21 protein-coding genes are annotated in these 24,668 nt (G+C 62.3%); 11 read left to right on the forward strand and 10 right to left on the reverse strand.

All coding sequences use genetic code 11. The annotated features are described in order from the left end of the window. Positions 1 to 329 precede the first annotated feature (329 nt). The 5 genes from EIC84_RS01140 (at position 330) to EIC84_RS01160 (ending at position 8,535) form a co-directional block, all read left to right on the forward strand. Positions 330 to 1,709 (forward strand): SWIM zinc finger family protein, encoded by a 1,380-nt coding sequence (locus tag EIC84_RS01140; RefSeq protein WP_003069725.1) that lies wholly within the window; start codon positions 330 to 332, stop codon positions 1,707 to 1,709. Then, complete coding sequence (locus EIC84_RS01145) at positions 1,706 to 3,463, forward strand: DUF5691 domain-containing protein (protein WP_003069727.1); 1,758 nt, start codon at positions 1,706 to 1,708, stop codon at positions 3,461 to 3,463. Before EIC84_RS01140 ends, EIC84_RS01145 begins: the two co-directional genes overlap by 4 nt. Before the next feature lie 36 nt (positions 3,464 to 3,499). Beyond that, entirely contained in the window at positions 3,500 to 4,582 is a 1,083-nt protein-coding gene (locus EIC84_RS01150; protein WP_003069729.1) for an AAA family ATPase, read from the forward strand. Between the two features lie 162 nt (positions 4,583 to 4,744). Further along, the gene (locus EIC84_RS01155; RefSeq protein ID WP_003069730.1) at positions 4,745 to 7,327 is read left to right on the forward strand and encodes a DUF5682 family protein; all 2,583 of its coding nucleotides are present in this window, start codon (positions 4,745 to 4,747) and stop codon (positions 7,325 to 7,327) included. 2 nt (positions 7,328 to 7,329) lie between these two features. After that, entirely contained in the window at positions 7,330 to 8,535 is a 1,206-nt protein-coding gene (locus EIC84_RS01160; RefSeq protein WP_003056497.1) for a VWA domain-containing protein, read from the forward strand. Positions 8,536 to 8,568: 33 nt separating this feature from the next. Here EIC84_RS01160 and EIC84_RS01165 read toward each other — a convergent pair whose 3' ends face one another. Beyond that, positions 8,569 to 8,778 (reverse strand): hypothetical protein, encoded by a 210-nt coding sequence (locus EIC84_RS01165; protein ID WP_003069733.1) that lies wholly within the window; start codon positions 8,776 to 8,778, stop codon positions 8,569 to 8,571. 141 nt (positions 8,779 to 8,919) lie between these two features. Here EIC84_RS01165 and EIC84_RS01170 point away from each other — a divergent pair, with 141 nt between their 5' ends. The 4 genes from EIC84_RS01170 to egtB all read left to right on the forward strand — a co-directional run bounded on the left by EIC84_RS01170 (position 8,920) and on the right by egtB (position 13,486). After that, positions 8,920 to 9,939: a DUF808 domain-containing protein gene (locus EIC84_RS01170; RefSeq protein WP_003069734.1), complete on the forward strand. Its 1,020-nt coding sequence runs from the start codon at positions 8,920 to 8,922 to the stop codon at positions 9,937 to 9,939. A gap of 203 nt (positions 9,940 to 10,142) precedes the next feature. Beyond that, on the forward strand, positions 10,143 to 10,757 hold the full coding sequence (locus EIC84_RS01175) for an OmpW family protein (RefSeq protein WP_003069736.1): 615 nt from the start codon (positions 10,143 to 10,145) through the stop codon (positions 10,755 to 10,757). Between the two features lie 358 nt (positions 10,758 to 11,115). Further along, positions 11,116 to 12,171 carry an L-histidine N(alpha)-methyltransferase gene (egtD, locus tag EIC84_RS01180; RefSeq protein WP_370456483.1) on the forward strand — a complete coding sequence of 352 codons (1,056 nt, stop codon included), beginning with the start codon at positions 11,116 to 11,118 and terminating at the stop codon, positions 12,169 to 12,171. Then, on the forward strand, positions 12,158 to 13,486 hold the full coding sequence (gene egtB / locus EIC84_RS01185) for an ergothioneine biosynthesis protein EgtB (RefSeq protein ID WP_003069741.1): 1,329 nt from the start codon (positions 12,158 to 12,160) through the stop codon (positions 13,484 to 13,486). Before egtD ends, egtB begins: the two co-directional genes overlap by 14 nt. A 27-nt stretch (positions 13,487 to 13,513) precedes the next feature. On the opposite strand, the gene EIC84_RS01190 is transcribed toward egtB, so the two are convergent. Further along, complete coding sequence (locus tag EIC84_RS01190; protein ID WP_003069743.1) at positions 13,514 to 14,791, reverse strand: O-acetylhomoserine aminocarboxypropyltransferase/cysteine synthase family protein; 1,278 nt, start codon at positions 14,789 to 14,791, stop codon at positions 13,514 to 13,516. A gap of 208 nt (positions 14,792 to 14,999) precedes the next feature. Here EIC84_RS01190 and EIC84_RS01195 point away from each other — a divergent pair, with 208 nt between their 5' ends. Beyond that, positions 15,000 to 16,196: a diguanylate cyclase gene (locus tag EIC84_RS01195; protein ID WP_003069744.1), complete on the forward strand. Its 1,197-nt coding sequence runs from the start codon at positions 15,000 to 15,002 to the stop codon at positions 16,194 to 16,196. A gap of 72 nt (positions 16,197 to 16,268) precedes the next feature. Here the strand turns inward: EIC84_RS01195 and EIC84_RS01200 are convergent, their stop codons facing one another. The 8 genes from EIC84_RS01200 to EIC84_RS01235 all read right to left on the reverse strand — a co-directional run bounded on the left by EIC84_RS01200 (position 16,269) and on the right by EIC84_RS01235 (position 23,511). Beyond that, positions 16,269 to 16,913: a 3'-5' exonuclease gene (locus EIC84_RS01200; RefSeq protein WP_012837841.1), complete on the reverse strand. Its 645-nt coding sequence runs from the start codon at positions 16,911 to 16,913 to the stop codon at positions 16,269 to 16,271. Positions 16,914 to 17,047: 134 nt separating this feature from the next. After that, the gene (locus EIC84_RS01205) at positions 17,048 to 17,830 is read right to left on the reverse strand and encodes an enoyl-CoA hydratase/isomerase family protein (protein WP_003069750.1); all 783 of its coding nucleotides are present in this window, start codon (positions 17,828 to 17,830) and stop codon (positions 17,048 to 17,050) included. Then, positions 17,830 to 19,386 (reverse strand): long-chain fatty acid--CoA ligase, encoded by a 1,557-nt coding sequence (locus EIC84_RS01210; RefSeq protein WP_003069753.1) that lies wholly within the window; start codon positions 19,384 to 19,386, stop codon positions 17,830 to 17,832. Before EIC84_RS01210 ends, EIC84_RS01205 begins: the two co-directional genes overlap by 1 nt. Before the next feature lie 41 nt (positions 19,387 to 19,427). Continuing rightward, a complete protein-coding gene (locus EIC84_RS01215) occupies positions 19,428 to 20,585 on the reverse strand; it encodes an acyl-CoA dehydrogenase family protein (RefSeq protein ID WP_003069755.1) in 1,158 nt (385 codons plus the stop codon). 2 nt (positions 20,586 to 20,587) lie between these two features. Beyond that, complete coding sequence (locus EIC84_RS01220; RefSeq protein WP_003069756.1) at positions 20,588 to 21,418, reverse strand: SDR family NAD(P)-dependent oxidoreductase; 831 nt, start codon at positions 21,416 to 21,418, stop codon at positions 20,588 to 20,590. 30 nt (positions 21,419 to 21,448) lie between these two features. Next, a complete protein-coding gene (locus EIC84_RS01225) occupies positions 21,449 to 21,862 on the reverse strand; it encodes a MaoC family dehydratase (protein WP_003069758.1) in 414 nt (137 codons plus the stop codon). A 12-nt stretch (positions 21,863 to 21,874) separates the two neighbouring features. Beyond that, positions 21,875 to 22,315 carry a MaoC family dehydratase N-terminal domain-containing protein gene (locus EIC84_RS01230; protein ID WP_003069760.1) on the reverse strand — a complete coding sequence of 147 codons (441 nt, stop codon included), beginning with the start codon at positions 22,313 to 22,315 and terminating at the stop codon, positions 21,875 to 21,877. Between the two features lie 11 nt (positions 22,316 to 22,326). After that, a complete protein-coding gene (locus EIC84_RS01235; RefSeq protein WP_003069761.1) occupies positions 22,327 to 23,511 on the reverse strand; it encodes a lipid-transfer protein in 1,185 nt (394 codons plus the stop codon). Positions 23,512 to 23,636: 125 nt separating this feature from the next. On the opposite strand from EIC84_RS01235, the gene EIC84_RS01240 reads away from it, so the two are divergent. After that, complete coding sequence (locus EIC84_RS01240; protein WP_003069763.1) at positions 23,637 to 24,656, forward strand: AraC family transcriptional regulator; 1,020 nt, start codon at positions 23,637 to 23,639, stop codon at positions 24,654 to 24,656. Positions 24,657 to 24,668: the final 12 nt, after the last annotated feature.

Here is a 24,668-nt window from a genome sequence, read left to right on the forward strand (position 1 = left end):
CACCGGGAACAGCGGTACCGCAGCTTGACGAGGAAGCCGGCTGATGCATGTCACCCGGCTTCTCTCTGTTCTGATTTTTTGCACGTTTTCATCGGCACAGTGCCATGGCGATGATAGGCTGACGCATTGCGCGCAACGGTTTGCGCGGTCTGTCAAACCACAGTTTTTGCCGCGCTGAAAGCACAGTTTCAGCAAAGTGCGGACGAGGTTTTCCGAGGGGAGTTTCGCACTCGCCCTTGGTGCGTAAGCGCCTCGAACTATCAGGATATTGCGTCGATTCGGGACGGGAGACATTGGTGTCGCGTGTATTAGCAACGGAAGCGGAAGTTTTGGCGCTGTCGCCGGATGCTGCGTCATCCAAGGCGGCCAAGGGACTGCAGTCCCTGAGCAAATGGCCGAACACAGGCAGCAATGATGCTGCGGTTTGGGGGGAATGCCAGGGCAGCGGCAGCAAGCCGTATCAGACTCAGGTCGATCTGAGCGGGCCGGCCTTCAAGTGCTCCTGCCCCAGCCGCAAGTTCCCCTGCAAGCACGGGCTGGCGCTGATGCTGCTGCGCGCAGGCGGCCAGGTGCCGGAGGGCGGCGAGCCCCCGGAATGGGTCAGCAACTGGTTGGGTGGCCGTCAGCAAAAAGCCGAGCAGAAAGAGGCCAAGGCGGCCGCCATTGCCGCTGCGCCAGTGGCGGATCAGGAGGCTCTGGCCAGACAGCAGGCCAAGCGCGAGGACAAGCGCTGGGACAAGGTTGCTGGCGGCATGCAGGAGCTGTCGCTATGGATGCAGGACATGGTGCGCACCGGCCTGGCCAATCAGGCCGGCGACAGCCAGACGCGCCAGCACTGGAACACCATGGCGGCACGCATGGTGGATGCCCAGGCCACGGGCATGGCCGCACGTATCAGGGAAGCCTGGGAGTTGGTGGACAGCCACCCGACCTGGCCGCGTGACCTGCTGGTGCAGCTTGGCCATTGGCAACTGCTGGTGGACGCGGTGCAGCGGCGTGACTCGCTGAGCCCCGAGGTGAAGGCCGACGTCATGGCTGCCCTGGGCTGGCCCATGGACAAGGCCGAAGTACAGGCCCGTGGCGAGACCATCAGCGACGATTGGCGCGTACTGGGCCAGCGCCTGATCGAGCGCGAGGGTCGCCTGCTGGAACGCCGCGTCTGGCTGCAGGGCCTCAATACCGGCCGCGCGGCCCTGATGCTGGACTATGCCCAGGGCGGTCGCGGGTTCGAGACGGCCTGGGTGAGCGGCGGCGCTTACCGCACAGCCTTGAGCTTTTATCCGGGCAGGGCGAGCCTGCGGGCGGTTGCCGTCAATGGGGTTGAAGCAATCGACAGCTCCGATGCCGCAGCCCTGACGCTTAAGGCTCTGGGCGAACCGTTGCAGCAACTGGGCGAGCGCATTGCCGCCAATGCGCTGCAGCCGGTGCTGCCGCTGTGGTGTGCGAATGCCCAGCTGTTGTATGTCGAGGGGCAATGGCTGGTGGGCTGGCCCACAGGGCAGAGCCAGCCGGCGCCGGTGCCTGCGGTGATTGCTGACGACGAAGCTTGGCGGCTGCTGGCGCTGAGCGGCGGCACGCCTCTGGCACTGTTCGGCGAGTGGGAGTGTGGGCCGCAACTGGGGCGCTGGCGCTTGCTCAGCGCCTGGCAGCAGGGTGCCCACAGCCAGGACTTGTCCCCCATCTGGCAGAACCAAGGAGAGATGCGATGAGCAGCGCCAATTTATGGGCTGCGCTGCAGCAGTCAAGTCTGGTCGGCGCGGACAGGCTGGCCGTGCCTGCGGTGTTGACCGCGCAGGTCGATGCCGCAGCCAGCACCGGTTTGCAAGCCATGCAAGCCGCCTGGCTGCAGCCGGCTGCATCAACGGCTGCGCAGCTGCTGAGGGCCAGCGCCGTCGCTGCCGTCCTGGAGCGGGCGGGCTGGCAACCCGGCGCGCAGGTCAGGCTCGGTGCACCTTTGAGCTCCCCGGCATTGCCTGCCGACGAGTCTCGCCGTGCGCCCGAGGATGAGCGCTTGCATGGCCTGATGTGTGATGTGTTGCAGCATGGGCCCGAGAGCATGCTGGCTCCCATGTTTCATGCCCTCGATCAGGCTGGACAGCGCTTGCCTTATGCGCTTTTGGTCGAGGCTTTGAACGAAGGCCGCCGTTCTGTGGAGTTGCGTACCTGGCTGACGCCGGTGCTTGGCGAGCGAGGACGCTGGCTGGCCGGGCTCAACTCGCAATGGAGCTATGCCAGCGGCGTGCAGGAGACGGCCAATGCCGAGCTGATCTGGCAGGAGGGCTCCATCGAGCAGCGCGTGGCGCTGCTGCACAGCGAACGTGAGACCGATGCCGACCAGGCGCGCGCCAGACTGGAAGCCAGCTTGAAGGAGCTCAATGCCAAGGAGCGTGCGCCCATGGTGCTGGCTCTGGGCGTGGGACTGTCCATGGCGGACGAGCCGCTGCTGGAAAAGCTGCTGACCGATCGTAGCAAGGAGGTGCGCGAGAACGCGGCCCGTCTGCTGTCGCGCCTGCCGCAAAGCGCGCACAGCCTGCGCATCACGGGCTGGCTGCAGTCCATGCTGAGCCGCAATGCCAAGGGGGAATGGCAGATCGAGCCGCCCGAGGAGGGCAGCAAGGACTGGGAGCGCGACGGCATTGCGCTGCAGCCGCCGGCCTATATCAAGGGCGTGAAAGCCTGGTGGCTGCAGCAGATGGTGGAGCTTGCGCCCATCGATTTCTGGCTGCAGACCCTGGAGATGACGCCCGAGCAGCTCTGGGACTGGAGCCGCCGCAGCGACTGGAAGACCGCTTTGCGTCAGGGCTGGCTGGCGGCCCTGCGCGATCAGCCAGATGTACGCTGGATTGCGCTGTTGCAGACCATGGAACGCGATGCACGGGCCGAAGCGCTGCTGCCGGCCCTGCTGGACCGGCTGAGCCAGCAGGAGCGCGAGGCGCTCTGGCAGGCGCAGTTGCAGCAGGCCAAGGGTAGCCTGGTGGACCGCGTCAACACCATCGAGAGCAGCATGCCTGTGGTTGGCGTATTTTCTCAATCCATGTCTGAGCAACTGATGGACGCTCTGGACAAGGCGCTGGGCGGCAAGCAGGCCACAGGCAGCTGGCATAGCTGGCAGGCCGATCAGGCCGTGCTGGCCTGCGCGCGCCGACTGCATCCGACGGTTCTGCCGCGCTTTGTGCGACTCTGGCGTCAGCCTTCACAGGCTGAGAAACCTGCCGTGCCAGAGCAGCAGCCCGAGGCAGCAGCCCCGTCAGGGCTGGCCGGGCTCTGGCAAAAATTGGTATCCAAGGTGGCCGATGCGGCCGAAGAGGCCACTACCGTTGCTGCGCAAAGCAGCCTGACTCCCGAACAACAGGCGCGGCTGGAGCGCGCCCGTCTGCGTCCCTGGGATGACGAGCGCGTGCTCGAGCAACTCAACCGTATCGTCGATCTGCGCCTGGCCCTGCATGCCGCGCTGAGCGCCTAAGCCTTCGAATTTTTCTGCATTCAACCGAAAGTCATCATGAGCCAAGTACTACGTCAGCACGCCGAGGCGCAATTTGCCGAAGAACTCGATGCCCTGCAGAAGGTGGACGACCGTCCGCGCCCGCCAAACTGGAAGCTCTCACCCTGGGCCGTGCTCCAGTATCTGATGGGCGGCAAGCTCAGCAACGGGTTTGAGCTCAGCCCCAAATACATCGGCAATCCGCGTCTGATGGAGATTGCCGTGTCCACGCTGGCCACCGACCGTGCCTTGCTGCTGTACGGCGTGCCAGGCACGGCCAAGTCCTGGGTGTCCGAGCATCTGTCTGCGGCCGTGAGCGGCGATTCGACCATGCTGATTCAGGGCACGGCCGGCACCAGCGAGGAGCAGCTGCGCTATGGCTGGAACTACGCCCAGTTGCTGGCCCACGGTCCGTCCGAGAAAGCGCTGATTCCCAGCCCGCTGGTCAATGCCATGAAGCTGGGCAAGATCGCGCGCATCGAGGAGCTCACACGTATTCCCGCCGATGTGCAGGACACGCTGATCACCGTGCTGTCCGAAAAGACGCTGCCCGTGCCGGAACTGTCCATGGAGTTCCAAGCCGTTCAGGGATTCTCTGTCATCGCCACGGCCAATAACCGCGACAAGGGCGTCAACGAGTTGTCGAGCGCATTGAAGCGCCGCTTCAACACCGTGGTGCTGCCTGTACCTGCCTCGCAGGACGAAGAGGTGCAAATCGTCACCAAGCGGGTGGCCGAGCAGGGGCGGGCGCTGCAGCTGCCAACCGAGCCGCCTGCGCTGCAAGAGGTGCGCCGTGTGGTGCAGATCTTCCGCGAGCTGCGCCACGGCCAGACCGAGGACGGCAAGACCGTGCGCGTGAAGTCGCCCAGCTCCACGCTGTCCACGGCGGAGGCCATCTCGGTCATCAACAGCGGCATGGCGCTGGCCGGCCATTTCGGCGATGGCGTACTGCGCGCGGCCGATGTGGCCTCGGGCTTGCTGGGAGCCGTGATCAAGGACCCGGTGCAGGACACGGTGGTGTGGAAGGAATATCTGGAGACCGTGGTCAAGGAGCGCAGCGACTGGAAGGATCTGTACCGCGCCTGCCGCGAGCAACTGTGAGTTGTGCTGCAGTGAATACAGCTCTTGATACGTCGTTGCATCACCTCGCCCTGGCGTTGCTGCTGTCTTCGGTGATGACACCGACCGCCCATCCGTGATGGGCTGAGCTGTCTTCACTGCCAGAGACCTTGCCATCCCTTTCTTGAGCCGTCTGACAAGCCCATGGCCACTTCCGCTGATTCTGTTCATTTCTTTGGCATACGCCATCACGGCCCGGGCTGTGCTCGCAGTCTGCTGCAGGCACTGCAAGCACTGCAGCCCGATTGCCTGCTGGTGGAAGGCCCGCCCGAGGGGGAGGTGCTGCTGCCCATGCTGCAAAATGCCGAGCTGCGCCCGCCCGTGGCGATGTTGGTCTATATGCAGGACGAGCCCAGCCAGGCCGCGTTCTATCCGTTTGCCGTGTTCTCACCCGAATGGCAGGCATTGCAGTGGGCCAGTCGCCAGGGTGTTGCAACCCGCTTCATCGACCTGCCCCAGACCCATGGCATGGCCATCGAGTTTGCGCGACGCGAAGCGCTGAAGAAGGCGACACAGGAGGCAGAGGATGCTGTGCAGGCGGCGGCTGTCTCGGACTCGGAGCAGGATGGCGCACAAGCGCCAGACGACGCGAAGGCCGCGACGCTTGCCGATATGCAGGACGGCGATGAGCATGAGCTGCAGCTGGACCTCCCGGCACCGGCCCCTCAACACCTGCACCGCGATCCGCTGGACTGGCTGGCCCATGCCGCAGGCTTTGACGATGGCGAGAGCTGGTGGAACCGTCTGGTCGAGGAGCGAGGCGACAGCGAAGCATTGTTTGAAAGCATTGGCGAGGTGATGACGGCAGCTCGTGAAGAGCTAGCCAAGGACGGCGAACATTGGCGTGGCGAGGAATACATGAAGCGCGAAGCACTGCGCGAAGCCCATATGCGCCAGTGCATTCGCGAGGCGATCAAGGCCGGTCACCAGCGCATTGCCGTGGTTTGTGGCGCCTGGCATGTGCCGGCGCTCAAGGCCAGCGTGACGGCCAAGGCAGATAGCGCCCTGCTCAAGGGCCTGCCCAAGGCCAAGGTGATGGCGACCTGGGCCCCCTGGACTTATCGCAACCTGGCCAGCAGCAGCGGCTATGGCGCGGGTGTGACTTCTCCGGGTTGGTACCAGCATCTGTGGCAGTGCTATCAATCGTCCCCGGGTTTTGAGTCAAATCAGCCTCAAACGCTTGATGGTAAAGCGCAAGCAGCTATCAAAAACGACGTTTCTCCAACCACGCTGCGCACGGCGGGCTGGCTGACGCGCGTGGCCCATCTGCTGCGCGACAAGGATCTGGACTGTTCCAGCGCCCACATCATCGAGGCCACGCGTCTGGCCGAGGGCTTGGCGGCGCTGCGCGGCCAGCCCGTGCCCGGCCTGGACGAAATCAACGAGGCCATAGTCACCGTGATCTGCATGGGCGAGGACGCACCGCTCAGGTTGATCGATGAGGAGCTGACCGTCGGTCATGTGCTGGGCCAGGTGCCCGCCGATGTACCCCAGGTGCCGCTGCAGCGCGATATCGAGCAGCAGCAGAAGTCGCTGCGCCTCAAGCCCGAGGCGGCAAGCAAGCTGCTGGCGCTGGATTTGCGCAAGGACATGGATCTGGCACGTAGCCATTTTCTGCACCGTCTGCGACTGCTCGGCATTGACTGGGGCGTTCGCGCCACCGATGCCCAGCGCAACCGGGGCACTTTCCGCGAAAGCTGGCAGCTGCAGTGGGAGCCCGAGCTGGCGGTGCGCATCATCGAGGCCAGCGTGCACGGAGCGACCGTGGCCCAGGCCGCCACGGCCAGGCTGCGCTCCAGCCTGACCCCCGAGACCTCGCTGCCCGAAATCGCGCAGGCCATCGATGATGCGCTGCTGGCCGATTTGCCGCAGCTGGTCGAGGCCCTGATTGCCACACTGGCCCAGCGTGCAGCCACCACGGGTGATGTGGCCCAGTTGCTGCAGGCCTTGCCGCCACTGGCCAATGTCTATCGCTATGGCAGTGTGCGCCAGACGGATACAGCCCTGCTGGCCGGCGTGATCGATTCGCTGATGCTGCGCGCCGCCATCGGCCTGCCTGTCGCCTGCATGGCCATGGACGAGGATGCTGCGGTCGCCATGAAGACCAAGGTGCTGGCGGCCCACGAGGCACTGCGGTTGCGCACCAGCAACGGCGAGGCGCAGCAAGCGGTGGATGCCTGGCGCCTGGCACTGCGCAGCTTGGCCATGGGGGATGCCGCAGCGGCACTGCTGCGCGGCATGGCTTGCCGTTTGCTGCTGGACGAGCAGTTGCTGGAAAGCGCCGAGATCGTGCGCCAGTTCAACCGCAATCTTTCGCTGGGTGCGGCGCCCATGGATGTGGCGGCCTGGCTGGACGGTTTTCTGAACCAGCAGGCGCTGGTGTTGCTGCATGACGAGTCCATCTGGGGTGCTGTCGATGCCTGGCTCAGTGGTCTGGGCGAGGTGCAGTTTGCCCAGATTCTGCCGCTGGTGCGGCGTAGCTTCTCGAGCTTCAGCAATCACGAGCGCCAAAGCCTGGGCGACAAGGTCAAGCGAACGCCTGTGGGAGGCGTTGCGGCACCCGATCCTGCCGTAGGTGCTGCGGACGATGCCGCGCCCTGGGATGAGTCGCGTGCCTTGCTGGCCTTGCCCGTGCTCAATGAGTTGCTGGGCTTGAATCTGCCACAGGCGCTGATGGGGCAAGCCCAGGCAGCTACCGAATTTGATGCGGCCGCGGCCAAGGTGTGACGATGAAGCAAACAGCAAACTTGGCGACCGAGCCGCAACAGGAGTCCGAAGAGCTGCAGCCCACTACGCGGCTGCAGCGCTGGCGCATGGTGCTGGGTAGCCCCGCTGACGCCAGTTGCGGCGGTGTGACGGGCCGCTTGCAGGAGATGGACCAGGCGCTGGCCGCCTTGTATGAGGAAGACAGCAAGCTGGCATCGCGCAAGGGCGGACGCGGCAACTCCTCGCCTTCGGTATCGCGCTGGCTGGGCGATATCCGCAAATACTTTCCGAGCCAGGTCGTGCAGGTCATGCAGCGCGATGCCATGGAGCGCCTGAATCTGCGCGAGCTGCTGCTGCAGCCCGAGATGCTGGAGAACGTGCAGCCCGATGTGCATCTGGTGGCGGACCTGATTTCGCTGGGCTCGGTGATTCCGCAGAACACCAAGGCCACGGCGCGGCTGGTGGTGCGCAAGGTGGTGGACGAGCTGATGAAAAAGCTCGAGGAGCCCATGCGCAGTGCCGTGGCCGGGGCGCTGGATCGCAGCCAGCGCAACCGACGCCCGCGTCATGCAGAAATCGACTGGAATCGCACCATACGCGCCAACCTGCGCCATTGGCAGCCCGAGTACAAGACCATTGTTCCAGAGACGCTGATCGGTTATGGGCGCAAGGCGCGCCGCCCGCAGCGCGAGGTGATTCTGTGCATTGACCAGAGCGGCTCCATGGCTAACTCGGTGGTCTATTCCAGCATCTTTGGTGCGGTGATGGCCAGCCTGCCGGCCGTAGCCACCAAGCTGGTGGTGTTTGATACGGCCGTGGTTGATCTGACGGAAAAGCTCGACGACCCCGTGGATGTGCTGTTTGGCGTGCAACTGGGCGGCGGCACCGATATCAATGGTGCGGTCGGCTATTGCCAGGGACTAATCAGCGAGCCGCGCAACAGCATTCTGGTGCTGATCTCCGACCTCTACGAGGGCGGTGTGGAGTCGGGCCTGCTGCGCCGCGCCAACGAGCTGGTGGAAGCAGGCGTGCAGTTCATCACGCTGCTGGCGCTCAGCGACGAGGGAGCTCCGGCCTATGACGCGGAACTGGCGGCCAAGCTGGCGGCACTGGGCGTGCCCTCGTTTGCCTGTACCCCCGATGCCTTTCCACAGCTTATGGCTGCGGCCATCCGTCGCGACGATGTGGCAGCCTGGGCGGCGACACAGGGCTTCAAGACCAGCAAATAAGAAGACTGCCCGAAGAAGGCTGCTTGTTGGGGCTCAGCCCGGCAGAATGACGCCGAGTTTGGCCAGCCTGGCGGCCATCACATCACGGCGGCGCGCGGCCTTGGCAGCGGTTTCGCTGACCGTTGCAATGGTCTTGGGGCCTTTGCCTGCGGCGGCCTTGACCAGCGCGGCCTTCTTGGCGGCCTCTGCGGCAAGTTTGCGGTAGCTGGCAATCAGTTCGGCATGAGCGATGGCTTGAGTCACAGGGTTTCCGTTCGATGAGGGCGCTCATTGTCGCTGCAAAGCCAGGGTGTGGCGAACGCGCAGCTGATTGGCAATTTCCTGTCGCAATCGTGGCATGGTTTGCAGGCATGATGGCGATTTTGCAAACCAGCGGGAGAAGCGATGGCAGGTGCCGGCCTTTTGATGTTGCTAGACGATATTGCTAGCTTGCTCGACGACGTGGCCTTGATGACCAAGACCGCGGCAGGCAAGAGCACGGCAATTCTGGACGATGTGGCTACCCAGACCAAGGTTGCGGTGCAGAAGACGGCCGGCGTGCTGGGCGATGACCTGGCGCTCAATGCCGAGCAGGTTACGGGAGTGAAGGCCAACCGGGAGCTGCCCGTGGTCTGGGCGGTGGCCAAAGGTTCGTTGATGAACAAGGCCATCCTGGTGCCGGCGGCGCTGTTGATCAGCGCTTTTGTGCCCTGGTTGATCACGCCCTTGCTGATGGTGGGGGGCGCGTTTCTCTGCTTTGAGGGCGTGGAGAAGATCCTGGAGCTGTTTCACAAGCATCAAAAGCATGATGCGCATGATGCCGTGGTGGATGCCGAGGAGGCGGCACATAAAGGTGTTGCGCCTTCATCGGTGCGTGCCGCGCGTGAAAAGCAGATGGACCCGATGGAGTACGAGAAGCAGAAGGTCAAGGGGGCCGTGCGCACGGACTTTATCTTGTCGGCCGAAATCATGGCGATTGCGCTGGGTACGGTGTCCGCCAAACCCATCTGGGAGCAGGCCTCGGTGCTGATCGCTGTAGCTCTGGCCATCACCGTGTTCGTCTATGGACTGGTGGCCGGGATCGTGCGCATGGATGACGTGGGCGGCTGGCTGATGGCCAAGAGCAGCAGCGCTGCCAAGGCCATGGGCCGTGGTCTGATTGCTTTTACCCCGTGGCTGATGCGCGGGCTGTCCATCGTGGGCACGGCTGCCATGTTCATGGTGGGCGGTAGCTTGCTGGTGCACGGCATAGAGCCGGTCGAACATTGGATAGAGCAGGTGATTGTGCCCACTGGCGGTATTGTTGCAGCGCTGGGACCGGTGTTGGTGCATGTGCTGGTTGGGGCCGTCATTGGCGGTGCGGTTGTGGTGTGCGTGGAGTTGTGGCACAAGCTGCGACCAGCCAGGGTGGCTCATCCGAATTGACGACTACCATCACTGCTGACGCAAATTTTTGCGCTTCATCAGTATCCTGGGCGGACGTGGCCGATGGGCAACGTCCGCTTTTTTCTTTGCGGTGTTGGTGTGTGGGTTGACCTGGGACAAACCCGTGTGGCAGTGGCTTTGTTTCAATGGATGCCAAGGGATGCAAAGCATTGCTCTCACCCAATTCTTCAAGGAAAGAACCCATGAAAAAGACTCTGATCGCGATTGCTGCTGTTGCCAGCGCCCTGACGGCCGGTACCGCTTTTGCCCAATCTTCGTTTGACGGCTCCAGCCCTTGGCAGGTTCGCGTGCGTGCTCTGCATCTGGACAGCGACAACGGTGGCGCTGCCGGAGACGCAGGCGTGAGCATCAACAACAAGTGGATGCCTGAGCTGGACGTGTCCTACTTCTTCACGCCCAACATCGCGGCAGAGCTGGTGCTGACCTATCCTCAAAAGCATGATGTGCGCCTGAATGGCGGCAAGATCGGTTCGCTCAAGCATCTGCCTCCCACCTTGCTGGCACAGTACCACTTCACCAACTTTGGGGCCTTCAAGCCTTATGTGGGGGCCGGCGTGAACTACACACGCTTCTCGAACGTGGACATCCTGGATGGTGCCGTGACCGTGAAGAAGAACAGCTTTGGCGGCGCGCTGCAGGTTGGCTTCGACTATGCGCTGGACAAGAACTGGTCACTGAACTTCGATATCAAGAAGGTGTATCTGGGTACCAAGATCACAGGTGCAGGCGTGTTTGAAAACACCAAGTTCAAGGTTGACCCATGGCTGGTGGGCGTGGGCGTGGGCTATCGCTTCTGATAGCTTCACGGCAAAGAGTGTTCTTGTCTGCGGCCTTCTTCCCGCAGGCGAGGCACGCACCGCAGGCTCTGCGGTGCATCGGAGTCAGCAGGTCGGCATGGCCTGATGACTTCGGAGGCTAGGGTGTATGTTTAGATCGGTATTCCGCCAGCGCGGGGTACCGATTTTTTTTGCTGAATTCTTTGACCAGTATTGACTTTGTCAGCATTGCTGCATGTGCATGCAGTAAAAGGATCGCTGGCTTCAGTCCTACTTCTGCCGATTGCCGGCCGCGCTAGGCTGAGGGTCTAAAGCAGGCTTGGCAGTGATGGCGCGGGCAATGGCTGCATCGCGCGATCAGCTCATCAGGAGGATCAGCATGCGCGCGACACCGGACAGGCAGGCAGCATCGATAGAGTTTGCATCACGCGCAGGGCGCATTCCATTGCCTCTGGCGTCCTCGTTGAGACCTCCACCGCTTCAGGACGAGGGTTGCAGCTTCATGGACGCGTATACCCCCCCGACGCATCTGCGCTATGAGCTGGCGCAGGGGCTGATGCAGCGGCAGGCGCAGATTTCTCCCAAGTTCCTATATGACGCGCATGGCTGCGCCCTGTTTGAGCAGATAACCGAGCTGCCCGAGTACTACCCCACAAGAACCGAGGCTGCCATCATGGCCCGCTATGACCTGGAGATCGCCCAAGCCATGGCGGGTTGCCAGGTGTTGATAGAGCTGGGAGCGGGCAATTGCGAAAAAGTGCGGCGCCTGTGCCGCAGCGTGGGGCCGCAGCAGTTTCTGGGAGTGGATATTGCGGTCGAGTTTCTGCAGGCCGCTGTGGCCAGGCTGGAGCACGACTTCCCGCGACTTACGGCTCGTGCGGTTGCTGCGGATTTCACGGGGGACTGGCATTTGCCGTCAGGCGTGCCACAGACGCGGCGTGAGCTGTTCTATCCTGGCTCCTCGATCGGCAACTTCGATACGCAGCAGGCTTTGCATATGCTCGGACATATGCATTCACTTCTGGGGGGCGACGGCGGGCTGCTGATTGGCATTGATCTGCCCAAGCCGGTATCGGTTCTGATAGCCGCTTACGACGATGAGCAGGGCGTCACAGCCGAATTCAATCTCAATGTGCTCAATCATGTGAACCGTCTGCTGGGCAGCGATTTCAATCTTCAGGACTGGGCGCATGAGGCGCGCTTCGACAGCCGGACATCGCGGATAGAGATGCATTTGCGCGCCCGTCGCCCCGTCATGGTGTGCTGGCCTCAGGGCCTGCGCTATTTTGCTCAGGGCGAGACCATCCATACGGAGAACAGCTACAAATACCCGCTGTCCGATTTCCTCTCCATGCTGGCTTGCGCGGGATTTGCCGCGCCCAGGGTCTGGACCGATGAGCAGCAATGGTTTGCCGTCATTCATGCCCATGCCTGAAACCATGGCGCGGGCATTTTTCATGACACCTGCTGCCGGGGACTGGATAGTGCTGGCGCAGCAGTTCGAGCGGGTGAGGGCCTGCACGCAAAAGCTGGCTGCGCCCTTGTCTGCAGAAGACGCCTGTGTGCAATCCATGCCGGACGCCAGTCCTGCCAAATGGCATCTGGCCCATACCAGCTGGTTCTTCGAAACCTTTGTACTGGCCGTGCACCAGCCAGGGCATCAGGCTTTTGACGGCAGTTTTCGCATGCTGTTCAACTCCTATTACCAGCAGGTGGGGGAACGCCATCCCAGAGCCCAGAGGGGCTTGTTGACCAGGCCGGCTCTGGCGCAGGTCATGGCTTATCGCGCTGTGGTGGATGAGCAGATGCTGGCGCTGATGGCCGCCATGAAAGAGAAAAGTCCGACGACTCAGCAGGCCGTTGCTCAGCTCGTCGCATTGGGCTTGCAGCACGAGCAGCAGCATCAGGAGTTGATGCTCACCGATATCAAGCATTTGCTTTCTTGTCACCCGCTCTGGCCTGCTTATGCGTCAGATGGGGTGGCAGAGGAGAATTGCGTGCAGGCCTATGCTGATCTCACATGGCTGCCGCTTGAGGCGGGCATCTACAGCATGGGTCATGGCGGCGGCAGCTTTGCGTTTGACAATGAAATGCCCAGGCACAGTGTCTATGTGCAAGCTGCGCAGATTGCATCGAGGCCCGTGAACAATGGCGAGTTTCTGCGCTTTGTGCTGGATGGCGGCTACAGCCAGCCTCAATGGTGGTTGGCCGAAGGCTGGGACTGGTGCCAGGCCCAGCAACTGAGCCACCCCTGGTACTGGAGGCAAGCTGAAGATGCTGCGGGTGATGCGGGCTGGCAGGAGTTCAGCCTGTATGGCGTGACGGCTCTGCATGCACTGAGGCCTGCCTGCCATATCTCCTATTTCGAGGCTGATGCCTATGCGCGCTGGGCCGGGGCGCGCCTGCCGACGGAGATGGAGTGGGAGGTGGCAATGGGCAGGCCGGCCTGGCCTGCGTCCCGCTTCGGCGAGCCTGGCAGTCTGCACCCCGAGGTTGCAGGCACCCGTGCGGGAGCCGCAATCGGCCAGGTATGGGAGTGGTCGCAGTCATCCTATGCCGCCTATCCGGGCTTTCGCCTGGCCGAGGGTGCCGTGGGGGAGTACAACGGCAAGTTCATGGTCAACCAGTATGTGCTGCGCGGCGGCTCCTGCCTCACGCCTGCCGGTCATGCGCGGCTGACCTATCGCAACTTCTTTCCCGCAACGGCTCGATGGCAGATGACGGGGCTGCGACTGGCGCGCGATGCCTGAGGTCGCGCGCCGGAGTCTCAGCTCGCTTCAGACCTGTTTCAACGCCTGGTTCAGGTCGGCCAGCAGATCGTCAATATGCTCGATGCCCACGGACAGGCGCACCATGCCTTCGGTCACGCCGGCCTTGGCCAGTTCGTCCGCATCCAGCTGACGGTGCGTGGTTGAAGCGGGGTGGGTGGCCAGCGACTTGGCATCGCCGATATTGACCAGGCGCGTGAACAGCTGCAAGGCGTCCAGGAAGCGTGCTCCGGCCGCACGGCCTTCGCTGCCTTTGAGGCTGAAGGACAGAATGCCCGATGCGCGGCCGCCAGACTGTTTTTGCACGATGGCATGGTCGGGGTGGTCTTTCAGGCCTGCATAGCGCACCCATTCCACCTTGGGGTGTTTTTGCAGCGTTTCTGCAATCTTCTGCGTGTTTTCGCAGATGCGGTCCATACGCAGGGCCAGGGTTTCAATGCCTTGCAGGATCTGGAAGGCGTTCTGCGGCGAGATGGCGGCGCCCATATTGCGCAGCGGAACGACGCGGGCGCGGCCGATGAAGGCGGCGGGGCCCAGTGCTTCAGTGTAGACCACGCCGTGATAGCTGACGTCGGGTTCGTTCAGGCGCTTGAAGCGGGCCTTGTGCTCCGCCCAGGGGAACTTGCCGCTGTCCACGATCGCCCCGCCAACGCTGGTGCCGTGGCCGCCCAGGTATTTGGTCAGCGAATGCACGACGATGTCAGCGCCATGCTCGAACGGGCGCAACAGATAGGGAGAGGGCACGGTGTTGTCGACGATCAGCGGCACGCCGTGCCGGTGGGCCACATCGGCCAGAGCGCGGATATCGGTCACATTGCCCAGCGGGTTGCCGATGGACTCGATGAATACCGCCTTGGTCCTTGCATCGATCAGCTTGCCGAAGCTGGCCGGATCGCGCGGATCGGCAAAGCGCACCTCGATGCCTTGCTGCGGGAAGGTGTGGGCAAACAGGTTGTAGGTGCCGCCGTAGAGCGTGCTGGCCGACACGATGTTGTCACCCGTTTCGGCCAGGGTCTGGATGGCGGCGGTGATGGCAGCCATGCCCGATGCCACGGCCAGTGCGGCAATGCCGCCTTCGAGCGCCGCGACGCGCTTTTCCAGCACGTCGGTGGTGGGATTCATGATGCGCGTGTAGATATTGCCCGGGACCTTCAGATCAAACAGATCGGCGCCATGCTGGGCGCTGTCAAACGCGTAGGCCACCGTCTGGTAGATGGGCACGGCCACAGCCTTGGTGGTGGGGTCGGGGGAATAGCCGGCATGTACGGCGAGTGTCTCTATGCGCATGTGTGTGTCTCTTTGGCAAGTTATTCGAACGCCACAGCCCGGGCTTTGGCGTCATTGATTATGGGCAGGACGTTGACTCAGGAGAACGACCTAATGGCTATGTGCTTATGCCAGAGTGAAAGCGAGCGCTGTATTGGAATATTGGAGATACTTCTCGCCGGAGAATGGACGACGTTGAATTCACAGTTTCCTGCGCGGAGAACCTAAATTGGGCCAGCCTGCAGATTTGTACTTTGCCTTGATTGCGCCGGCTTGCGTGGTGTTGTTCGGGTTTGCCTTGTTGGCTTGCTGGTATGTGCAGCGCCGACAGCCGCGTGCGCTGTTCCTGCTCTGGCTGGTGGGCGGTTATGTGTTGCTTGCGACGGCTCTGGCTGCGCAAAGCCTGATGAGCAATGCGCAGCTGAGCCAGTTTGCAATCGCCACGGCATGTCTGTATCTGCTGGGGACCTGGTCGCTGGCGCAAGGGGTGTCCCTGAGGCAGGGGGCTGCAGGGGCGAGTGTGCCCTGCGGCCTGTTGATCGCTGTCGCCGCCCTGTCCGCGCTGTTCTATTTTTCCCGGATCGAGAATGATTTGTGGGTCCGCGTGCAGTGCCTGGCTCTGGCCATGGCCTTGCAGCTGGCCCTGGCCATGCCGGCATTTCTCAAGGCCGATTCGTCAAAGGACTGGCTGGAGCGTGGCGTGCGCTGGGCCTATGGGCTCAACGTCTGTTATGCCTTGTTCAGGCCGGCGGCCGTAAGTCTGTTGCCCGTTCACGAAGTGCAGGAGCTGACCCGATCTGGATACTGGTTGCTCACCCAGGCCATAGCGCTTCTGTTTGCGATGTGGTTTGCGGTAGGACTGCTGGCCTGCTCGGTCAGGGATGTGATGACGACATTGCGCGAAGAGCGCAACCGTGACTCTTTGACGCGCCTGCTCAATCGCCGCGCCTTCATGGAGGCCGCAGAGTCGCGCTTGGCCGATCAGCGGCTGGTGCCCTGGGCCGTGGTTGCCGTGGACATCGATCATTTCAAATACATCAACGACAACTGGGGCCATGCGGCCGGCGATCAGGTGCTACAGCAACTGGCACAGTTGCTGACTCAGCAGGTCAGAGACTGCGATCTGGTTGCCCGCTTCGGCGGAGAGGAGTTTGTCTTGCTGCTCTCCCGAGTGCAGCTGTTCGAAGCGCAAGCCATTGTGGAGCGTGTGCGTGAGCGCTTGCAAAGCCAGGTGCTCGGAGGATTGGCTGCGCAACTCAGGGTAACAGCCAGTTTTGGCATCGCTGCACTCAGTTCCGCACAGGATCTCGAGCAGGCACTGGCTCGGGCCGATGCGCTGCTATACCAGGCCAAGAAGGCAGGGCGGGATTGTGTCATGAGTTCTGCGCAGGACGAGAGCGAGCTGCAATGGAAAATGTTTGCCTGAATCCCGCTGTCGGGCGCAGAGTCTATGGTGCTTTGACGATTGGCTTCTTTTCGCGATCTGAGGGCTGAACGTTCACGACCTCGGACTCCGGGGGCCGCGTCGGGCAAGGACGGGTTGTGTGCTTTCCCAGGCGGGCAGGCGGGCATAGATCACGACCGGAGCATGGGCGTCATTGGCGGCATAACGCCGCTGGGCCGGGCTGAGTTCTGTGGCAGCCCAGTTGGAGGTGGTGGTGCGCTTGGACTTGCGAAAGCTCTGCTGGAGTACCAGCGCTGCGGCGGCGCGCACACCCACTGATGGGCCATAGCCTAGCCGCTTGAAGCGGCTGTCCAGATCCTGAATATTGATCAGCGGCGCCCCCAGCCTGCGGGGCAGGGAGTGTTTATCGTTATCGAGCCCGAAGCCGACCTTGCAGATATGTTCTGCAGCCAGCACCATGCGCGATACTTCCAGAGCCATGGGCCTATGCAGTTGCAGCAGCCAGACCTGACTGGCCGTGGCAAGCTGCACCAGATGAGGGCCGCTGTCTTGCTGGCCAATATTGAAGATGGGTTTGCTTTCCGTGTCAAAGCCGAGCACGGGCTCGGCATTCATGGCCTTGAAGGCGGCTTCAAATTCGGTTTCGGACTGCGGTATGTGGATTGCATGTTCGGGCAATTCCAGAAACGGAGGGAGCAGGGCACTTTCGTCCTTGCTGGGTGCAATCAATCGGGGCATGTCGGTGATTACACACCAGCTTCGTGCTTATCCCCAGAACATGTGGTCTGGCCTGTGGGTAAATATCGGAATAAATGCGCAAAGCCTTGACTGGCAAGGCTTTGCCTGTTGCGCCTAAAAAACAGGCAAACGATTCAGCGACGCTGAAAAACGGGCTTGCGCTTTTGCAAAAAGGCAGTCACGCCTTCGAGGCTGTTGCCTGAGCGGGCGCAGGCCAGCATGGCTTCGCGCTCGGCACTCAGTTGCTGCTGAAGATCTTGCCGATGTGCCGAGTCACAGAGGCTTTTGATGCCCGCCAGGGAGTTGGTGGGACCGCCGGCAAGCTCTTCGGCCAGCGCGGTTGCCGCCGTGAGCAGTTGTTCGGGCTCGTGCAGCTCGTCGACCAGGCCCATGCGCAGACAGTCCTCGGCCGCGACGGCGCGGTTGCTCATCAGAATGTATTTGGCCCTGGCAGCACCGGCACGGCGGGTGAGATAGCCCGATACACCAAGATCCGGGCTCAGGCCGATGGCGGAGTACCCTCCGCGCAAAAACATGTGACGGCTGGCCAGTACCAGGTCCGCACACAGTGCGAGCCCGATGCCGCCACCTCCGACAGGGCCTTGCACGGCACTGATGACTGGCAGCGGCAAGCTGGCCAGCTGATGCATGACAGGGTTGAGCAGATCAAGCATGGCGCCGATCAGCGGTGCCAGTCGCTCGCGATGTTCGCCAAACTCGCTGATATCGCCCCCGACGCAGAATTGCTTACCGCTTGCGGAAATGAGCAGGGCACCGATATCCGCGTTGCAGGCCCGCTCTACCACTGCCTTCAGGTTGTGAGCCATGGCCGTGCTGATCACGTTGCCCCGCTCGGGCTGGTTCAGGACCATATGACCTACGCCGTTACGAACTTCCCAGAGAACCAGATCAGACATCAGGTGACCTTTCTTTCATGATGGGCCCAGAACGGGGCCCGCAAGCTGGTTTTGAGGATCTTGCCTGCACCGGATAGCGGCATGGCCTCGACAAAGGAAACATCACGGGGACATTTGTAGCCGGCGATGCGCTCCTTGCAGAAATGGATCAGCTCCTGGGCTTCCAGGCTCTGTCCGGGCTTAAGCACGATGAAGACATGGACCTGCTCGCCCCAATGCTCATGGGGAATGCCTATGACGGCGCACGAGGCCACGGCAGGATGGGTGGCAATAACGCTCTCCACCTCGATGCTGTAGACGTTCTCGCCACCGGTAACGATCATGTCCTTGATGCGGTCCACGACAAAGACGTAGCCTTCGTCATCCATGCGGCCGCCATCGCCCGTATGCATCCAGCCATCACGGATGGCGGCTTCGGTTTCGGCGGGCTTGTTCCAGTAGCCCAGCATCACTCCGGGGCCCCGAACCACAATTTCACCGACCTCGCCACGTGGCACCTCCCGCCCTTCGGGATCGACGATGCGCACCTCGGTGCAGGCAGTGGCGCGTCCGGCGCTGCGGTGGCGGCCCTTGGCTCGGCCTGGCTCGCGGTGCATCTCGGCGGAAAGAATGGTGGCGATGGGGGATACCTCCGTCATGCCATAGGCCTGCACAAAATCCACGTCGGGGATGGTCCGCATGGCCCGGTCCAGCAGGCCCTCGGAGATGGGTGAGGCTCCATAAGCCATCTGACGCAGCGACTTCAGATCATATTTGTGCAGATCGGGGTGGTCCACCAGCATTTGAATCATGGTGGGCACCAGCAGCGTATCGGTCACGCCGGTGCTGGCGATGGCCTGCAGTACCGCGAGAGGATCGAAGCGCGGCACCATGACATGGCAGCCGCCTGCGGCGAACAGGGCATTCATGAACGCACCGTCAGCCAGATGGAACATTGGGGCTGCGTGCAGGCCAATGCTGCCTGCGCGCACGATCTGTGACGACACACCCGAAATGGCATTGGTATAGAGATTGCGATGGCAGAGCATGACCCCCTTGGGAGAGCCAGTGGTGCCACCGGTATAGAAGACGCCGGCCAGATCGTCGCCGCTGCGCATGGAGTCTTCAACCGGGCTGCTGTCTGCCACCAGCGCTTCATAGGAGAGCATGTTCTGCGGGGCAGGGCCATCGCCCAGATGGATTAGCGTCTGCAGAGAGCGGGACAGCTTGAGGAGCTCCGGTGTCAAAGGCGCGAAACTGTCATCCACCAGCAGAAGGCGGGTGTCGCAATCATCGAGGGAGTAGGCGATCTCGTTGGCGCTCCAGCGGATATTGATGGGGTTGACGGCCACGCCTGCCCAGTAGCAGGCCATGTAGTACTCCAGATACCAGTCTGAGTTGAGGCTCAGAATCCCGACCCGGTCCCCGGCCTGGGCGCCCAGCGCCTGCAGCGCACCAGCGAAGCGGGCGACCCGCTCCCCCAGTTGCGCAAAACTGCGTTTGCGACCGTTGTAGATGCTGGCTGTGGCATGGGGCGTCTGCTGCATGGCGCGACGCAAGCTTTGCGTGAGATACATGGCTGGCCTTTCTTGAAACAGAGAAAGCGATCAATGCGAGGCTATTGGGCGAAAAGGCGTCTGGCGATCAGGTCCTTCATGATTTCGTTAGCGCCGCCGTAGATCTTCTGGATCCGGGCATCGGTGTACAGGCGCGCGATGGGGTATTCCTCCATATAGCCGTAGCCGCCGAACAGCTGCAGGCATTCATCCATCACCTTGCACTGCTGCTCGCTGCACCACCACTTGGCCATATAGGCGGCCTCGTTATCCAGAGTGCCGTCGAGCAGGCGCTGTATGCAGTCGTTGACAAAGCTGCGCACCACATGAGCCGTGGTGGCGCATTCGGCCAGCTTGAAGCGCGTGTTCTGGAAATCTGCAATCGTCTGGCCGAATGCCTTGCGTTGCTGGGTGTAGTCCACGGTCAGTGCAACAGCCATCTCGATGGCTGCAGCGGCGCTGACCCCCAGTAGCATGCGTTCATAGGGCAATTGGCTCATCAGTTGCTTGAAGCCTTGCCCCTCGGTGCCTCCCAGCAGGTGGCTGACGGGTATGCGCAGGTCTTCAAAGAACAGCTCGGCAGTGTCCGAAATATGTTGACCGATCTTGCCTAGCCTGCGGCCCACGCGAAAGCCGGGCAGGTTTTCCGTCTCCAGCACCACCAGCGATACGCCGCCGCTTCCGGCATCTCCGGTGCGCACGGCCACCACCAGCAAATTGGCCGTGTAGCCATTGGTGATGAAGGTCTTGGAGCCATTGATGACGTAGTGCTCGCCATCGCGCTGGGCCCGTGTGCGCATGGCCTTGAGGTCGGAGCCCACGCTGGGTTCGGTCATGGCGATGCCGGCCAGCAATTCGCCGCTGCAAAGCCTGGGCAACCAGCGCTGCTTTTGTTCCTCGGTTCCATAGGCCAGCAGGTAGTGCGAGGCGATGGTGTGCACGCTGGTGATGGCATGTACCTCGGCCTTGGTCAGCTCTTCCTGTACCACCAACTGATAGGCCAGATTGCCGCCACCGCCACCCCATTGCTCGTCCATCTCGGGCAGCAGAAAGCCATATGTGCCAAAGCCGCGCCAGATCTCGCGCGGCACGTAACCCTGAGCGCGCCAGGCGGGTACATGGGGTGCCAGCTCGCGCTCTATGTAGCGGCTTACCTGCTCTCTGAAAGCATCGATATCTGCATTCATCCAGGCATGTTGAAAGGGTTTGGGCAGCAGCATGTTCAGGCCCCTGTCAGGCCGCCGGTACACATCAAGGTCTGGCCGCTGATGTAGTCCGACTCGGGTTGGCAAAAGAGGTAGACCGCACCCGCCGCTTCGTCGGGCGTGCCGGCGCGACCCAGGGGAATCGTCTGTTCCATGGCTGCCATCAGGCCGGGGTTCACGCCTACCTTGATGTCGCGGCCTTCGATGTGGGCCGTCTCGCCATTGGCGGCGGAGTTGGTCAGCCTGGTCTTGATGAGTCCGAATGCCACGCAGTTCACATTGACGTTCATGCGTCCCCACTCTTTGGCCAGCGTCATGGTCATGCCCGTGATTCCGGCCTTGGCCACGGAGTAGTTGGTCTGGCCCGCATTGCCGAACAGGCCCGCTACCGATGAGATATTGACCACCTTGCGCATGACGCGCTGGCCAGCTTCCAGCTCGGTCTTGGATAAGGTCCTGATAACAGGCTGGGCCGCACGCAGTATGCGAAACGGTGCCGTCAGATGGCAGTCGAGAATGGCGTACCACTGCTCGTCGCTCATCTTCTGGATGACGTTGTCCCAGGTGTAGCCGGCGTTGTTGACGATGATGTCCAGTCCCTGGTATTGCTGGACGGCGGCGCCAACAAAGCGCTCGGCAAAGTCGGTGTGGGTGACATTGCCCACGCAGGCAACGGCCTCGCCGCCCATCTCGCGTATCAGGGCCAGGGTCTCATTGGCGGGTTCGGCATCGAGGTCGTTGATGACCAGGCGTGCGCCTTCGCTGGCCAGCTTGAGGGCGATGCTGCGGCCTATGCCGCGGCCCGATCCTGAAACCAGGGCTACCTTGCCGTCGAGTTTTCCTGTCATTGCTGTCTCCTTGGGCGAATCAATACGTTCTCAGGGCAGGCTGATCCAGGCATCGCCCGTGATCTTGGTCTGGCCATGCTGGTTGCTGCTTTGCACCTCGACGCGGACGCTGCGGTCCGCATCTCGTTTTTCCATAACGCGGCCCGTGCACGAGATCGCATTGGCCAGATGGGTAATGCCCTGAAAGCGCACGTCGAAGCGGCGCAGCCTGGATTGCGGCGCCCAGTTGGTCAGCAGCCGCCCCAGCCAGGCCATGCCCAGCATGCCGTGGGCAAACACATCGGGCATGCCGGCCTTGCGCGCAAAGTCGGTGTCGATATGAATCGGGTTGTGGTCGCCCGAGGCTCCGGCAAACAAGGCCAGCGTGGTGCGGCTGATCGGGGACAGTTCGAGGGTCGGCAGTGCATCTCCAACCTGGACCTTGTCGTAGCGAGGGGTGTTCATTGCCGGCCCTTTCTAGTTGCGAACCACGATGACGGAGCGCATCTCGGCCACCAACTCGTTGTCCTGATTGACAGCGCGCGATGACTTCACGACAAATTCCAGTGCGCCGTTCTTCTTGCTGTAGATGTCATCGATCCTGGACTGCACTGTGATGCGGTCTCCGGCGCAGGCGCTCCGGTGATAGCAGAAGCTCTGCTCGCCATGCAGGATCTTGGCGATCGGGATGTTCAGGGTTTGCAGGAGCAGGTCGGACGCGCCGCTGTCCATCTCCGCCGCAAACAAAAAGGTGGGGGGCGCGGGCAGGTCCGGGTAGCCCGCTGCGCGGGCGGCTTCCAGATCGGTATAGATGGCGTTGTTTTCACCGATGGCCTTGGCAAAGAAGCGCAGGCGGCTGCGGTCCAGGCTGAGCTCGGAAGAGGGCAGGGCATGCCCTATCCATTGGGTGTCAATCATTGGCCACTCCTTCAGACGCGCTCGTAGAGGGTGACCACGCAGGCGCCACCGAGGCCGAGGTTGTGCTGCAGCGCCAGGCGGGCATTGGCAACCTGGCGCTGATCGGCGCGGCCGCGCAGTTGCTGCACCAGCTCCGTGCACTGGGCAAGGCCGGTGGCGCCCAGCGGGTGGCCCTTGGACAGCAGGCCGCCCGAGGGATTGGTCACAAACTTGCCTCCATAGGTGTTGTCGCCGTCACAGACAAACTTTTCCGCGCCGCCCACAGGGCACAGGCCCAGGGCCTCGTAGGTCAGCAATTCGTTCTGTGCAAAGCAGTCATGCAGCTCCACCACGTCCACGTCCTGGGGGCTGATGCCGGCCTGTTCATAGACCTGGCGCGCAGCATCCTGTGCCATGCTGAAGCCCACCACTTCGCGCATGTCGTGGGCCTCGAAGGTTCTGGGACTGTCCGTGGTCATGGATTGGGCGCGGATGCGCACGCTGTGGTCCAGGCCATGCTTGAGCGCATAGGCTTTCGACACCAGCAGGGCCGCCGCCGCGCCGCAGGTCGGTGGGCAGGCCATGAGCCGGGTCATGACGCCCGGCCACATCACGGGAGAGGCCATGACCTCCTCCTCTGACACCTCGGTGCGAAACAGGGCCAGGGGATTGCGCGCTGCATGGCGGCTGGCCTTGGCGCGGATCTTGGCAAAGGTGGAAAGCTGCGTGCCGTACTGATCCATATGCGCCTTGCCTGCTCCGCCGAAGTAGCGCAGGGCCAGTGGCACGCCGTTATCGCCGACCAGGGCATCGGTTTCCGCTTCGAATCGGTCAAAGGGACTGGGCCGGTCGCTGAAGACCGAGCCCAGTGCGCCAGGGGTCATCTGCTCGAACCCCAGGGCCAGCACACAGTCGGCAGCGCCGCTGGCCACGGCTTGACGTGCCAGGAACAGTGCGGTCGAGCCGGTGGAGCAGTTGTTGTTGACATTGATGATGGGAATGCCGGACATGCCCACCTCATACAGCGCTCTCTGCCCGGCGGTGGAGTCACCGTAGACATAGCCCACATAGGCTTGCTGCACTGCGTCATACGCGAGGCCTGCATCTGCCAGCGCCAGGGACGTGGCGCTGGAGCCCATCTGGAAGTAGGGATCACTCTTTCCGGGCTTGGCAAATGGAATCATGCCTACGCCGGCAACAAACACATTGCGACTCATGGAGGCTCCTTGGGAAAGTGGCAAACAGGTGTTGGGCAATGAGAGCCATCGTAGGAATTACCGATGCGCAAACCCATTGCCGAGCGCATCTTTCGTATGTCAAAAGACCTCAATGTGATCTGTTCATGGCTGCTGCTTCCATCATTCCTTTCACGATCTCCATGGCGCTGGTGCGGGGTATTGCTGCCGGGGTGAGAAGACGCGGCCATGACTGCGAGGAGCTGCTGCTGCGTGCCGGCATAGCCCCTTTGCTGCTGGCGCAGGACGGCGCCAGAGTCACGGCAGACCAGTATGTGGCTCTGATGTGGCGAGTGGTGGAGATGCTGGGGGATGAGGCCATGTGCCAGTTCTCCAGACCGCTCAAGCGCGGCAGCCTGGAGCTGATTGCGCGTCAGGCCCTGTCAGGGCACGGGATGGAGACCGCGTTGCAGCGCATGTGCCAGGCCCATGTGCTGCTGCAGGATCAGGTAGATGTGCAACTGGTGCGTGATGGAGCGCTGGCAGGCATTGTGCTGCGCCCTGTGGGCGATGAGCCCTTGCCCAATTTCCTCTATGAGTTTTCCCTGCGCGTGCTGTGGCGGCTTACTACCTGGCTGATGGGCGGTACGCTCAAGGTGCAGCACTTTGACTTTGCCTTCGGCCAGCCTGATTACGCCAACGACTACGGCGATACCTTTCCTGCGCCCTTGCATTTCGGTCTGCCGTTTTCGGCATTCTGGTTTGATGCGCGCAAGCTCGCCCGTGTCTGCAGTCGCGACGAGCAGGCACTGCAGACCTTTGTGGCCAGCTGGCCGGCGGCAGCCATCATGCCGCCGCGTACGGGAGAAGGTGTGGATGCCCGTGTGCATGCCCATTTGCTGCAGTCGCGTCCGCAGTGGGCGGGGCTGGAAGCCACGGCCGCCGAGCTGAACATGTCGGCCCCTACGCTGCAGCGCAAGCTGGCGGCTGCGGGCACCTCCTTTCAGGCCATCAAGGATGAGCTACGCCGAGACATCGCGGTCTCCCGTCTGGGAACCAGCAAAGTCAGTTTTACGGAGCTAGCGGCAGACCTGGGGTTTGCCGACGCAGCGGCGTTTCAGCGTGCCTTCAAGGGCTGGACGGGCAGCTCGCCAGGCCTTTACCGTGCCAGGCCGGTTGAGAGCTGATTGCTTGAAAAC

It is taken from the genome of Comamonas sp. A23 (genome assembly GCF_004522605.1).
Lineage (GTDB): Bacteria > Pseudomonadota > Gammaproteobacteria > Burkholderiales > Burkholderiaceae_C > Comamonas > Comamonas thiooxydans.